The organism is Rhizorhapis sp. SPR117, from assembly GCF_021742065.1.
In genome coordinates this window covers 1-12,274 of the sequence record NZ_JAKKIE010000081.1, presented here as the reverse complement: position 1 = coordinate 12,274, position 12,274 = coordinate 1, and the positions used below count along the sequence as shown (strand labels likewise).

Genomic DNA, 12,274 nt, shown 5'->3' with positions numbered 1-12,274 from the left:
GCTACTGGCCGAGTCTAAGGCTAAAGCCAGTATCCGACTGAAGTCGGAGGGGTTCCTCCTCCAAGAGGACTCTAAACTTCCTAAACTTTGGGCTTGGCCGATGGCTTCTTTCCGTTCCATTCCAGACCGCTGACATTAAATTCGAACGCCTGACTGGTCTTCGGCGTCAGTCCGACTGTCACCGTCAGCACCTTGCCATTCATCACCATGTCCGATGCCTTGCGGGCGGGCGGGATGAAGATGCCGTCCTGATTGTCGGTCATGCGGCCCTGCCATATTTTCGCCCGTCCGCCATCGATGCTCGCCGTCACGGTGCAATCGGACAGGTCGCAGTAAAAAGGCGCTCCGACCGTTTTTACCGTTACGCCCGTCGTGCCATTGTCCAGGCTGTTGAGTAGCAACACGGCAAAGGTATCCGGTGCGCTCTGTGTGGCCACGCTGTTCGTGCTGCCGATATAAGCGATTTTCTGATTGTCCTTCGTTTCATATTTCCACACATGGCCGATTTTCTCCCGCTGCGTGGCTGTTTCATCCTTTCCACATCCGGTCAGCCCCGCAGCCGCAGCCAATACGCCTGTAAGAACCAAAAAACCTCGCATGCGTCATTCTCCTCTGATTGAGGCAAGGAAAACGCACAGACGGGCCATCCGTTGCTTTATGGCGAACGGGTATGCCCGCCATCGATCATCCTTTGGTGTAGCCGAACGGGCCAAGGGATGCTAAGGGGCGGCGCATGATGGCCGGACATCGGATCCTGGCCGCCCTTTCCCGACTGGATTTTGAATGTCTTTCCCCAATCTGCCGTCTTCGCTTGACGAGGCGCTCGTCGCGCGCGGTTATACTGCGTTTACCTCTGTTCAGCAGGCGGTGCTGGAACCTGAAGCGGCCGGACGCGACCTGATCGTTTCGGCGCAGACCGGATCGGGCAAGACCGTCGCCTTTGGCCTTGCCTGTGCGCCGGAACTTTTGAATGGTTCTGATCAGCTTGGTCGGGCAGGTGAGCCGCTGGCGCTGGTCATTGCCCCTACGCGCGAATTGGCGTTGCAAGTTCAGCGCGAACTGGAATGGCTCTATGCCAAGGCTGGCGCGCGGGTCATCGCCTGTGTCGGCGGCATGGATATTCGCAGCGAACAACGCAATCTGGCGCATGGCGCGCACATTGTTGTCGGCACGCCGGGGCGGCTGCGCGACCATCTGGAACGCGGCAAGTTGCTGACCGGATCACTGCGCACCGTGATCTTGGATGAAGCCGATGAAATGCTCGACATGGGCTTTCGTGAGGAACTGGAGGAAATCCTTGATGCGGCGCCAGAGGGGCGGCGTACCCTGTTGTTTTCCGCGACCATGCCCAAGCCGATTGCGGCGCTTGCCCGCGCCTACCAACGTGACGCATTGAAAATCGTCACCATCGGCACGGATCGCGGCCATGGTGACATCACCTACCAGGCCATTGCCGTTGCGCCCAACGACATCGAACACAGCGTCGTCAACCTGCTCCGCTTTCACGAATCGGAAACAGCCATTGTCTTTTGCGCGACGCGCGAAAGCGTTCGCCGCCTGCACGCCAGCCTGATCGAACGCGGCTTCGACGCCGTGGCGTTGTCGGGCGAGCACAGCCAGAATGAACGCAACCACGCGATGCAGGCCCTGCGCGACCGGCGCGCGCGCGTTTGCGTTGCTACAGACGTTGCGGCGCGCGGCATCGATCTGCCCGACCTGCGGCTGGTCATCCATGCCGATATTCCGCGCGATGCCGAATCGCTGCAACACCGTTCGGGCCGCACGGGGCGCGCGGGCAAAAAGGGCACTGCCGTCCTGATCGTTCCCTTCACCCGCCGCAAACGCGTCGAGGGGATGTTGCGCGGCGCGAAGATTTCGACGGAATGGATCGCCGCGCCATCGGCCGACGATATTCGCAAGCGCGATAATGACCGCTTGGTGGACATGTTGCTGCAACCGGTAGAGTTGGATGAAACCGATCGGCAACTTGCCGCACGTCTTCTAGAGAAGAAAAGCGCAGAGGAAATCGCCGCGGCGCTGGTGAAGATGCATCGTTCCCGTTTGCCAGCACCGGAGGATTTGCTCGCAGGCGGCGCGCCGCAACGGCGTGAACGCGGCGGCCCCGACGAAGTACGTCCGGGGTTTGAGGACAGCGCCTGGTTCCGCATGAGCGTCGGACGGCGACAAAAGGCCGATCCGCGCTGGCTGCTGCCCCTGTTGTGCCGCCGTGGCCACATCACCAAGGGCGAGGTTGGCGCCATCCGCATCGGGGACGCCGAAACCTTTGTCCAGATTCCCCGCGCCGCCGCAAAGAAATTCGCCGATGCCATAAAGCGCGCTCCAACAGATGGCGATGACGGCGATATCCGTATCGAGGCCGCCAGCGGTCCGCCGTCACAGGAACGACGCGGTCCTCTTCGCCCAAAGCCGGGCGGCTTTTCCCGCCCCAATGGCCCCGGTCGTCCGCAACAACGCGGGCCTATGCGAACGAAGCGTAAAAATCCCGCACCCCGGTAACAACTAGCCTATAATTTTCAACGCCTGCGGAACGGTCTAACCCGCTATCGGTGCCAAGACAAAGACCGTCAGCACGATCAGCCCAATACCGCAAACGTCGAGAATGAAACCGGCCTTGAGCATTCTGGGCAGCGCGATATGCCCCGTCGCCCAGCCAATAGCATTGGGGCCAGTACCAGAAGGCAGCATGAAGCCCCAGCTCGCCGCCAGCGCCGCTGGCATGGCAAGCGTCACCGGATCTGCACCCGTAGCGGCGATCAGCCCTGCAACCACAGGCATCATGCCGCTTGCCGTGGCGACGTTTGAGGCAAATTCCGTCACCAATATCACAAGGCCTACCAGCACGATGGCGATGATGATCGGCGATACGCCCGCCAGAGGAGCCAATGCCTGACCAAGCCAATCGCCCAAGCCTGACGTCGTAATGCCTTCAGCAAGCGCCAGCCCGCCACCAAACATCATGATGACGCCCCAGGGCGCCCGATTGGCCTCCTCCCAATTGAGCAGTGGTCGTCCGGTTCCATCGGGAATGATGAAGAGGAGCAATGCGCCTGCAATAGCGATGCTGCCGTCTACTATGGTGTCCGGCGGCAAGAGTGACGGAAATAAAGGTGCAACTATCCACAGACCGACCACCGCCGCGAGCAAGGGTACAAGGCGTTTCTCTGCCACCGACCAGCCTCCCGCTGTGCCGATGGAACTGTGCAGATCATGCGCATCGAATGTTTCCGCACGCACATGCTGTATTCGCATCAGGATGAACCAGCACAGCGGAATACCGATAATGACAATGGGCACCCCGAAACTCGCCCAAATGACGAAATCGATACGATAGTCCAATATCCGTTCGATAAGGCCCGCCGCGATGGCATTTGTCGGAGACCCCACCAGCGTTCCCAGACCGCCTATGCTGGCGGCAAAGGCAATGCCCATGGCAAGCGCACCTGCAAATCCCTCGGTCTCACCTTTTTGGATGCCCGCTGCTGCAATGATGGCAACGGCAATCGGCATCATGATCAACGCGCTTGCCGTATTGGAAACAATGAAGCTCAATATCGCTGTTGCCGCCATGAAGGCCAAAAGCAGCCCGCCCGGCGTCCGCCCACCGCGCGCCACTATGGCGAGCGCCAATCGCCGATGCAGCCCTGTTCGCTCGATAGCGAGCGCCAGAAACGCTCCACCCAGTACCAAAAACAGGATCGGCGAATAATAAGCCCCGGCAATGTCAGCCGGCGTCATCAGGCCCATGGCGGGAATGAGCAGAAACGGGAGCAGCGCCGTTGTCGTAAGCGGAATCGCTTCTGTCATCCACCATGTCGCCATTATCGTGATAAGTGCAACGATATGCCATGCATCCGCCGACATTCCAGCAGGCGCAGGCGATAGCAACATGGCAATGAACGCTATCAGTCCGCCCAGCAAGCCGATGCGCTTGGTCATTCGGCGGATAATCCGATCAACGAAATCTGACGGCCATAGCCCGGTTCACCCTGATGGCAGGAGCGGCGATAGCTATAGAAACGGCCAGGTTGCGCATAGGTGTCTTCCCCCATCGCCTCGATCCGGGTGACGCCCGCACCGGCAAGGCGCGCCACGACATAGGCCTCTATATCGAATTGCTGGTGCCAGGGACGGCCTGCGGTAAAAAAACGCTCATTCCCGGGATCCGACCGCAGAAAATTCTGAGCAAAGTCATCGGCCACTTCGTAAGACGCGCGAGCGATACAGGGGCCGACCGCACAGCCTATTCGTTCCCGTCGCGCACCCAGCTTTTCCATTGCCGCCAATACTGAATCCGTAATACCGCCAAGCGCACCCTTCCACCCGGCATGGGCCGCGCCAATGACGCCCGCCTGCGTGTCTGCCAACAGCACGGGCACACAATCAGCAGTCAATATGCCAAGCAACAGGCCCGGCCGGTCCGTCACTATCGCATCTGCCGGTGGCCGCGCATCGTCGGCTATGGGCGCTGTGACCGTAATCGCATCGGCCGAATGTACCTGATGCACAGTGACGAGCGCAGAACCCGGCAAAACCGCCTCCCGCGCCAATATACGGTTCTGTGCGATGGCCGTGCGATCGTCCGTCGAACCAAGGCCGACATTAAGGCCCCCATATAGCCCAATCGACACACCCCCGCGCCGCCCCAAAAAACCATGCGGCGCTTCGCCCAAGGCGCCACTGCGCAATATTTCGATCACCCCTCGAACCCCTCCGCCGATGCCCAGTCAGGATGGACGAAGGCCATCGCCTTGAACAAGCTGCCCATCTGATCGTCCGCGGTCAACCGGGATCGTGCGCTTTCGACGTCATGAGCTCGTTCCGGTGACTTTTCTGCAAGTATCTCGGCACGCGCATCAATGCCAAGCGCGGTCAGCCATCGCCCCTGCCCTACTGGCCCATATACATGTAATCCGGCCTGTCGCGCCATATTGCCAAGGCAGGTGAAATCGACGTGCGCAGTAAGATCACTCTCGCCCGGATCAACAAAAGGATTGGCCGTCTTATGACCCCGTACAGCCTGTAATGTATCGCCAAGTGCAGGGCCTTCATAACCATAGTCGATCAGGATTGCCGCACCGCCTTGTTTGGCAATGCGCAAAGCCAGAGCATAGGCGACGGTGGCACCAGCAGGCGAGCTTTCCAATATGGCGCCCTTTGGCGCGTCGCGGAGACTGTCCGGCACCGCACTATCCATCGGGCGATAGCCAGCCATCGGTTGGAATTTGCCTGCCTCATCATCTAATGCGCGAACAACAACCCGTTCGCGCCAGCCATGGTCCGTCGACACCATTTGTCGCACTGGCAGCGCGTCGAAAAACTCATTGGCGACCACCAACAGAGGGCCGGCAGTAGGCAATCCATCCAGATCATCATGCCAGATTGCTTGCGGCACATTGGCTTGCTGCTTTGCCCGCAATACTTCGCTGGTTTCAATGAAATGTACCTTGGGCGCAAGCGCCGCCATCTGCATCGCGCGCAGAGCATCGGCGGCTAGCGTTCCACGTCCCGGGCCAAGCTCAACATAAAGCGGATTGTCCTTGCGCCCGCTGCGCATCCAGATGTCGGCCAGCCACAGTCCGACAAGCTCTCCGAACATCTGGCTGATTTCCGGCGCGGTCGTGAAATCGCCCGCCGCACCCAACGGATCGCGGCTGTTATAATAATGCGCGTTGGCCTCTGCCATGTAATGCGCGACCGAAATGGGACCACCCGCCTCGATCTGCCGCGCCAGACGGTCAGCCAGCGTCAGCACGGGCCAGTGTTCGTCAGCCGGCACGCACGCTGCCGTCCGGCGTCAGATCGCGGGCTGTACGACCCTTCGCCGTCAGGATCAGATACAGCCCGCCAAGCATCATCGGCAATGTCAGCCACTGGCCCATATGCAGGCCCGTGCGCTCCGCAAATTCCATCAATTGCACATCGGCCTCCCGGAAAAATTCGACCGTGAAGCGCGCTATGCCATAGCCGAGCAGGAACAGGCCGACCAGCTTGCCGGGTTGATACCGCGCCTTGGTCTTCCAGAACGCGAACCAGAGGATAAGGCCGAGAATGAGCCCCTCCAGCCCTGCCTCATATAACTGGCTGGGGTGACGCGGAATGTCGCCGCCGGTGGGGAAAATGATGGCCCAGGGCACATCGGTCGCCTTGCCCCATAATTCACCATTCACGAAATTCGCGAGCCGCCCGAATAACAGGCCGAAAGGGACGCAACAGGCGACATAATCATGCACCCGCAGCCAGCTGAGCCCGTTCCTGCGCGCTAGATAGAGGATGCCCAGGGAAACGCCCACAACTCCGCCGTGAAAGGACATGCCGCCCTGCCACAATTTGAAAATATCGAGCGGATGCTGAAGGATGGCGGGCTGATAGAAGAAGACATAGGCCAATCGACCGCCCAATATGATGCCGAGCGTCGCATAGAAAATCATATCATCGGCATGGCGCCGGGCCATCGGCGCCCCCGGCTGTGCGATCAGCTTCAACAGATACCAATACCCCAGCAGGATGCCTGCCAGATAGGCCAAAGAATACCATTTCAGGGTGAAGAAACCGAGGTCAAGCGCCACAGGGCCAACGCCAAGGCTATCGAAATGCAGGTATGCCGTAGCGTTTGCGAAGATTGATTCTATCAAGGCTTTTCCCCAGCGATTTTGGCCTGCATAAAGGATGCAACTGACAAGACCAAGAGGGAGAGCGAAATTGCCTTCACAGCTCGACCGCGAATTCGACGCCGCCCTCGCCCGCAAAGTATCACAACCGCTGGTCGAACTTGCGATAGTGGATGAAGCGGGCAAGCATCTGCCCACAGGACAGCATGGTGAAGTCGCCTTCCGTACAGTGTGCAATTTCAAATATTACTGGAACCAGCCAGACGATACGGAGGCCGCTTTCACCGCCGATGGTTTTTCCCGCACGGGCGACATCGGCTATGTCGATGAGGAGGATTATCTCTATATCGTCGACCGCAAGAAGGATATCATCATCCGTGGCGGCGAAAATATCAGCAGTCCGGAAGTTGAGGCTGCTTTATACGAACATCGCGCAGTCAAGGAATGTTCCGTCTTCGGGCTTCCCGATCTGCGTTATGGCGAAGTTCCCGGCGCAGTGCTGCATCTTCACGAAAGCGAAGCCGTGACTACGCAGGCGCTGTATGATTTTCTGGAGGGACGGCTCGCGCCATTCAAGATTCCTGTGCAAACCTGGTTCTCTGAAAAACAGTTGCCGCGCCTGGGCACTGAGAAGATCGACAAAAGGATTCTCAGGGAGATGTATCGGAAGATGCTACCCTGATTCCTTCTTTCCCGTTCCGCACGAGCTGCGCCTTCAATATCTCGGGCCGGGGTGCATAGAGGAAACCGAAGCTGACCGTACCCGACCGCGTTTCCACCACATGGTGCAAACGGTGCGCCTGGACGATGCGCTTCATATAATCGGATCGCGGCACATACCGATGGCCAATGCGCCGATGGACGATGACGTCATGAAAGCCAAAATAAATCGCGCCATAGGCCGCTATCCCGGTCCCCACCCATGTCGCCCATTCCCCCCATCCCAACTGCACGCCCCCCAAGAGCAATATGATAGAAGGAAGGGCGAAAATTGCCGCATACAGGTCGTTGAGTTCGAAGGCACCCATGCGCGGGCGGTGATGGCTTTCATGCAAAAACCAGCCGGGGCCATGCATGACCCAGCGGTGCATGACATAGGCAAACCCCTCCATCAGAGTGACAGTGAGGATAAAGAGCAGGATGCCGGCAAGCGTGGACATGCCGTCGATATAGCGCCAGCCGGAGTTCAGGGGAATGGCCTTGGCCAAAACATGAAATCACGAGACGCTTAAGACGGATGACTAACGCATAGAAATCCGCCATGACATCATCATGTTCGCCTTGCTGCTTCGTCGTCTGCTGACTGCCATTCCGACGCTGCTGTGCGTGATCCTTGCCTCGTTCATATTGATGCGCCTTGCCCCCGGCGGTCCGTTTGACGGAGAACGGCCACTGGACCCTCTGACCCGAACGGCGTTGCAGAGCGCCTATGGCCTTGACCGGCCAATCCATGAACAGATGGCCCTGTATGTCGGGCATTTGCTGACCGGCGACTTCGGACCCAGCCTCATCTATCGCGATTTTACGGTGACGCAACTTATCGCCCAAGGCTTGCCCATATCCCTGACATTGGGCGGGCTTGCCCTGATCTTCGCGCTGGTCGGCGGTGTTGTCCTTGGTCTTTATGCCGCAGTCCGGGCGGGCGGATGGGTGGACGAGGCGACGATGTTGACGGCAACGCTTTTGACCGCGTTTCCAACCTTTGTCACAGGGCCATTGCTGGCGCTGATCTTTGGCTTATGGATAGGATGGTTGCCCGTGTCAGGATTGGGAGACGGCAGTATTGCGCATCTCGTGCTGCCGGTTATTGCTCTGGCACTGCCGATCATGGGTGCCGTTGCAAAGCTGATGCGCGCAAGCTTGGCCACGATACTGACCCAGGACCATATCCGCACGGCGCGGGCCCGCGGCATTGCACCGCCCATCATCCTGATACGCCATGCCATGCGCCCTGCCCTTGTTCCCGTGGCAAGCTATATCGGACCGGCCGCGGCAGGTTTGCTGACAGGTGCCGTGATTGTCGAAACCGTCTTTGCCCTGCCCGGCCTTGGGCGTTATTTCGTGCAGGGCGCGCTCAATCGCGACTACCCGCTCGTGCTGGGCGTGGTGACGCTTTACGCGGCCCTGATCATTCTGTTCAATCTTGTCGCTGACTTGATCTATGGCTGGCTTGACCCAAGGATGCGCGGATGAAACGCGGGGTTATTCCCCTTGCCATGGTTGGCTTTATTACGATTGCGGCCCTTGTGCTCCCATTTTTTCTTCCATGGAGCCATGACGCCATCGATTGGTCCGGACTGCGTCTGCAGCCAATGAGCGGCAATCATCTGCTGGGCACGGACACTATTGGTCGGGACAGGCTGGCGCGGCTGTTGGCTGGTACGCGAATCAGCCTTGCCGTCGCCGCCGCTGCCGCATTGGTGGCTCTTGTCATCGGCGCCAGCTGGGGCGCAATCGCAGGATGGGTGGGTGGACGTGTGGACGAAGCGATGATGCGGATCGTCGATGCGTTATATGCCCTGCCCTTCATGTTCGTCGTCATCTTGCTGATGGTTGTGTTCGGTCGGTCCATAGTGCTTGTCTTTATCGGCATTGGCGCCGTGGAGTGGCTGACCATGGCGCGGATCGTGCGCGGGCAGGTTATGGCGTTGAAAGAGCGCCCCTTCATTCTTGCCGCCCGCGCCGCCGGAGCCCCCGGCTACCGCATTCTCCTAGAACATATGCTGCCCAACATTGCAGGCGTCGCTATCGCCTATCTGCTGCTCACCGTACCGCAGGTGGTAATGGTGGAAAGCTTCCTCTCCTTCCTTGGCCTTGGCGTGCAGGAACCACTGACATCGCTTGGTATATTAGTGAAGGAGGGAGCCGATGATATGGACATCGCGCCCCTTGGCCTGATCCTTCCGGGCGGCATGCTGGTAATGATCCTGGTGTGCCTCACTTACGCGGGTGAACGCCTGCGGGATCGCTTCGCGTGAGTCTGTACGCGGTCAATAATCTCTGTATCGATATTGCCGGTAAACGGCTGGTTGAAAATATTACCTTCACCATCGAACCGGGAGAATGCGTTGCGTTGGTAGGAGCTTCTGGGGCTGGCAAGAGCCTTGCCTGCATGACTCCGTTCGGACTGTCGCCCGGAATTGCCTTCGGTTCGGCGATTCTGGATGGCGAGGAAATGGTGGGTGCCCCCGAAGGCAAGCTGCGCCGCCTGCGCAGCCGCTCGGCAGGCTTCATTTTTCAGCAACCATTGACCGCGCTGACTCCGCATCTTTCGATCGGTCGTCAACTTGTCGAAGCCGCCACACAAGCGGGTGCGAAGCGGCCTGACCGGCGCACGCTTGCCAATATGCTCGATCGGGTCGGGCTTTCGCACCCAGACGAACGGCTGGATCAGTTCCCTCACCGCCTCTCCGGCGGAGAACGACAACGCGTGATGATCGCCGCAGCCATTGCGCACCGGCCCAAATTGCTTGTCGCAGACGAACCCACGAGTGCGCTCGATGCCGCGCTACGTAAAGAAATCATGACGCTGCTCAACCGGCTCCGTGCCGAGGAAGGGCTGGGCCTGTTGTTGGTCAGCCACGACCTCGCGTCAGTGGCATCGCACGCCGACACTATCGTGATCATGGACACTGGACACATGGTTGAGGCTGGCCCTGCGCACGATATCATCACACAACCGACGCAGGCCTATACTAGGCGGCTTATTGCTGCCACGCCGCGCCTTTCCGATCCTCTGCCCAACTTGCCGCTGCGGCACGAAACGGTGCTGAAGGCACAGAATGTCTCAGTCGCTTTCCGTCGGCCGGGATGGCGGCGGGGATGGATACAGGCGGTCGATGGTGCGAGCCTCAGCATTGCCCGGGGCGAAGCACTGGCTCTGGTCGGCGGATCGGGGTCCGGCAAGTCAACCCTGGCCCGCGCCATCGCCGGCATCGGCCCCATGGATGCTGGGGAATTGTTGTGGCGCGGACATAGGCTCAATCCTGAAAATCGCCGCACACGGGCTGAACGTCGGCTGGTGCAGCCGGTTTTCCAGGACCCCGCCGCAAGTCTGGATCAGCACTGGAGCGTATTGGACATCCTCGCTGAACCCATGCGCCATTTATGGCCTAATCTTTCGGCCCGGGACCGGACGAGCCGAGCAAAATGCTGTTTGCAGCAGGTGGGCCTGCCCGCCGAATTGGCCGGTCGCTATCCCCGCTCACTCTCAGGCGGACAGGCACAGCGCGTGGCTATCGCACGGGCTTTGACCGTCGAACCTGAAATGTTGTTGCTGGATGAAGCGACTTCAGCGCTTGACGTGATTGCGGCAGGTGAAATCATGGAGCTTCTCACCGCACTGCAACGTGAGCGGCAATTGTCGCTTTTGTTCGTAACGCATGACTTGGCACTGGCCCGACGGCTGTGCCACCGGGTTGCTGTCATGGAGCAGGGGCGATTGGTGGAAATGGGCCAGACAGAGGACTTATTTGTCCGTCCGTCACATCAAGCGACACGACAATTGGTTGCCGCAAGCTCATAAAAAACGAGCCGCAGCATTCGCTACGGCCCGTTCTTTTAGATCGAAAATCGCGTTTGCTTAGAAGCTGACGCTCAGCGTAGCAACTGCGGTGTCGTCGGTCAGGCCGTCAATCGACGGATAGGCTTCAACACCGACATAGGAAACGCCGATCGACAGGTTGGGCGTGATCGCATAATCAGCGCCAACCGACCAATCAAAGCTTTCGCCATCGGGATCGAACGACAGAACGCCATCCGTCCAGCCAACATGACCGTTCAGCGTGATCGGCGTGTTGGGAATGCCGGCGGACAGGTCGGTGTAGACATAGAGATTGTCCTGATCGCCCAGCGAGTTCTGGCCGTCCCATGCGTAGGCAACGCCCAGCTTGGCTTCAACCGGACCCAGCGTGCCGGAAATCGACGCATAGGGTTCGAAATAATCGCTGTCGCCGTTGCCGTTCGGGTATACATAATAGAGCAGGCCAGCGTCGAACGTCAGACCGGGGGTCACTTCACCCGACCAGCCGCCGTAAACGTCGACTTCGGTGTGGCCATAGAGGGCGCCACCGTCAATGGAAGATGCCCAGGTGCCGACATAGAAGCCGCTTTCATGGGATACGTCAACGCCGCCCTGAATGGCGATATCGCCACCGGACAAGGACACACCACGGAAACGATAGTCGCTCGTGAGCGCTGCATTGCCCGAAACAGTGAGGCCTGTGCCTGCGATTTCCTGCGCCAGGGCGGGAGTCGCGACGGTGGCAAAAAGAACGGCCGAGAGGCCGAGAATGGACTTACGCATTTTATTCCCCTTTATGGTACTTTGCGATCGTCCCACCTGCGTCTTGGCTGCTGCCTCTCTACCGGACTAACCGGTGGGACAAACTAGCCTTGATCGCGGCCTAACTGCACGCTGATTCCGCACCGCACAATAGTTTTTCCGCAAATGCGGTAAATTTATCCGCAGGATGTTGCGAAGTTGCAACACTGGTGTGATTTGCATTTTCGATCCGGAACTGCGCTTTCCTTCCGGGGTCCATTCATACCCTCCGGTGTCCGGCGGCATAAAAAACGTATGGCCCGCCCCGTTTGCAAGGTAGATTTTGAGATGCTCTGATCAGTCTGCGTCAACGTATACGGTC

12 protein-coding genes are annotated in these 12,274 nt (G+C 59.1%); 5 read left to right on the top strand and 7 right to left on the bottom strand.

What is annotated here, in order from left to right:
- Positions 1-80 precede the first annotated feature (80 nt).
- Positions 81-599, bottom strand: coding sequence for a hypothetical protein (locus L3X40_RS19275; RefSeq protein ID WP_237367036.1), 519 nt, complete (start codon positions 597-599; stop codon positions 81-83).
- Positions 600-783: 184 nt separating this feature from the next.
- Between L3X40_RS19275 and L3X40_RS19270 the strand changes: the two genes are divergently transcribed.
- Positions 784-2,517 (top strand): DEAD/DEAH box helicase, encoded by a 1,734-nt coding sequence (locus L3X40_RS19270; protein ID WP_237367035.1) that lies wholly within the window; start codon positions 784-786, stop codon positions 2,515-2,517.
- 36 nt (positions 2,518-2,553) lie between these two features.
- Here L3X40_RS19270 and L3X40_RS19265 read toward each other — a convergent pair whose 3' ends face one another.
- The 4 genes from L3X40_RS19265 to lgt are packed head-to-tail and all read right to left on the bottom strand — an operon-like array spanning position 2,554 to position 6,653.
- Positions 2,554-3,957 (bottom strand): SLC13 family permease, encoded by a 1,404-nt coding sequence (locus L3X40_RS19265; protein ID WP_237367034.1) that lies wholly within the window; start codon positions 3,955-3,957, stop codon positions 2,554-2,556.
- Entirely contained in the window at positions 3,954-4,718 is a 765-nt protein-coding gene (gene pgeF / locus L3X40_RS19260) for a peptidoglycan editing factor PgeF (RefSeq protein ID WP_237367033.1), read from the bottom strand. The genes L3X40_RS19265 and pgeF overlap by 4 nt, the downstream gene beginning before the upstream one ends.
- Positions 4,715-5,797 (bottom strand): class I SAM-dependent methyltransferase, encoded by a 1,083-nt coding sequence (locus L3X40_RS19255; RefSeq protein WP_445177213.1) that lies wholly within the window; start codon positions 5,795-5,797, stop codon positions 4,715-4,717. The genes pgeF and L3X40_RS19255 overlap by 4 nt, the downstream gene beginning before the upstream one ends.
- Positions 5,787-6,653, bottom strand: coding sequence for a prolipoprotein diacylglyceryl transferase (gene lgt / locus L3X40_RS19250; protein WP_237367032.1), 867 nt, complete (start codon positions 6,651-6,653; stop codon positions 5,787-5,789). Before lgt ends, L3X40_RS19255 begins: the two co-directional genes overlap by 11 nt.
- A 67-nt stretch (positions 6,654-6,720) precedes the next feature.
- Between lgt and L3X40_RS19245 the strand changes: the two genes are divergently transcribed.
- On the top strand, positions 6,721-7,311 hold the full coding sequence (locus L3X40_RS19245) for a class I adenylate-forming enzyme family protein (protein ID WP_237367031.1): 591 nt from the start codon (positions 6,721-6,723) through the stop codon (positions 7,309-7,311).
- Here L3X40_RS19245 and L3X40_RS19240 read toward each other — a convergent pair.
- Positions 7,280-7,789 (bottom strand): sterol desaturase family protein, encoded by a 510-nt coding sequence (locus tag L3X40_RS19240; RefSeq protein WP_237367037.1) that lies wholly within the window; start codon positions 7,787-7,789, stop codon positions 7,280-7,282. The two genes, L3X40_RS19245 and L3X40_RS19240, sit on opposite strands and share 32 nt — an antisense overlap.
- A 112-nt stretch (positions 7,790-7,901) precedes the next feature.
- Here L3X40_RS19240 and L3X40_RS19235 point away from each other — a divergent pair, with 112 nt between their 5' ends.
- The 3 genes from L3X40_RS19235 to nikE are packed head-to-tail and all read left to right on the top strand — an operon-like array spanning position 7,902 to position 11,154.
- On the top strand, positions 7,902-8,822 hold the full coding sequence (locus tag L3X40_RS19235) for an ABC transporter permease (RefSeq protein WP_237367030.1): 921 nt from the start codon (positions 7,902-7,904) through the stop codon (positions 8,820-8,822).
- On the top strand, positions 8,819-9,607 hold the full coding sequence (locus L3X40_RS19230) for an ABC transporter permease (RefSeq protein WP_237367029.1): 789 nt from the start codon (positions 8,819-8,821) through the stop codon (positions 9,605-9,607). Before L3X40_RS19235 ends, L3X40_RS19230 begins: the two co-directional genes overlap by 4 nt.
- Positions 9,604-11,154 carry a nickel ABC transporter ATP-binding protein NikE gene (gene nikE, locus L3X40_RS19225; protein WP_237367028.1) on the top strand — a complete coding sequence of 517 codons (1,551 nt, stop codon included), beginning with the start codon at positions 9,604-9,606 and terminating at the stop codon, positions 11,152-11,154. The genes L3X40_RS19230 and nikE overlap by 4 nt, the downstream gene beginning before the upstream one ends.
- Positions 11,155-11,211: 57 nt before the next feature.
- Here the strand turns inward: nikE and L3X40_RS19220 are convergent, their stop codons facing one another.
- Entirely contained in the window at positions 11,212-11,934 is a 723-nt protein-coding gene (locus L3X40_RS19220; RefSeq protein WP_237367027.1) for a TorF family putative porin, read from the bottom strand.
- Positions 11,935-12,274 lie beyond the last annotated feature (340 nt).

Excerpts from the sequence above, each read along its gene's own strand:
- L3X40_RS19265 (WP_237367034.1), bottom strand. The coding sequence starts at position 3,957 with ATGACCAAGCGCATCGGCTTGCTGGGCGGACTGATAGCGTTCATTGCC.
- L3X40_RS19230 (WP_237367029.1), top strand. The coding sequence starts at position 8,819 with ATGAAACGCGGGGTTATTCCCCTTGCCATGGTTGGCTTTATTACGATT.
- L3X40_RS19275 (WP_237367036.1), bottom strand. The coding sequence starts at position 599 with ATGCGAGGTTTTTTGGTTCTTACAGGCGTATTGGCTGCGGCTGCGGGG.
- L3X40_RS19240 (WP_237367037.1), bottom strand. The coding sequence starts at position 7,789 with ATGTCCACGCTTGCCGGCATCCTGCTCTTTATCCTCACTGTCACTCTG.
- L3X40_RS19220 (WP_237367027.1), bottom strand. The coding sequence starts at position 11,934 with ATGCGTAAGTCCATTCTCGGCCTCTCGGCCGTTCTTTTTGCCACCGTC.
- L3X40_RS19270 (WP_237367035.1), top strand. The coding sequence starts at position 784 with ATGTCTTTCCCCAATCTGCCGTCTTCGCTTGACGAGGCGCTCGTCGCG.
- L3X40_RS19235 (WP_237367030.1), top strand. The coding sequence starts at position 7,902 with ATGTTCGCCTTGCTGCTTCGTCGTCTGCTGACTGCCATTCCGACGCTG.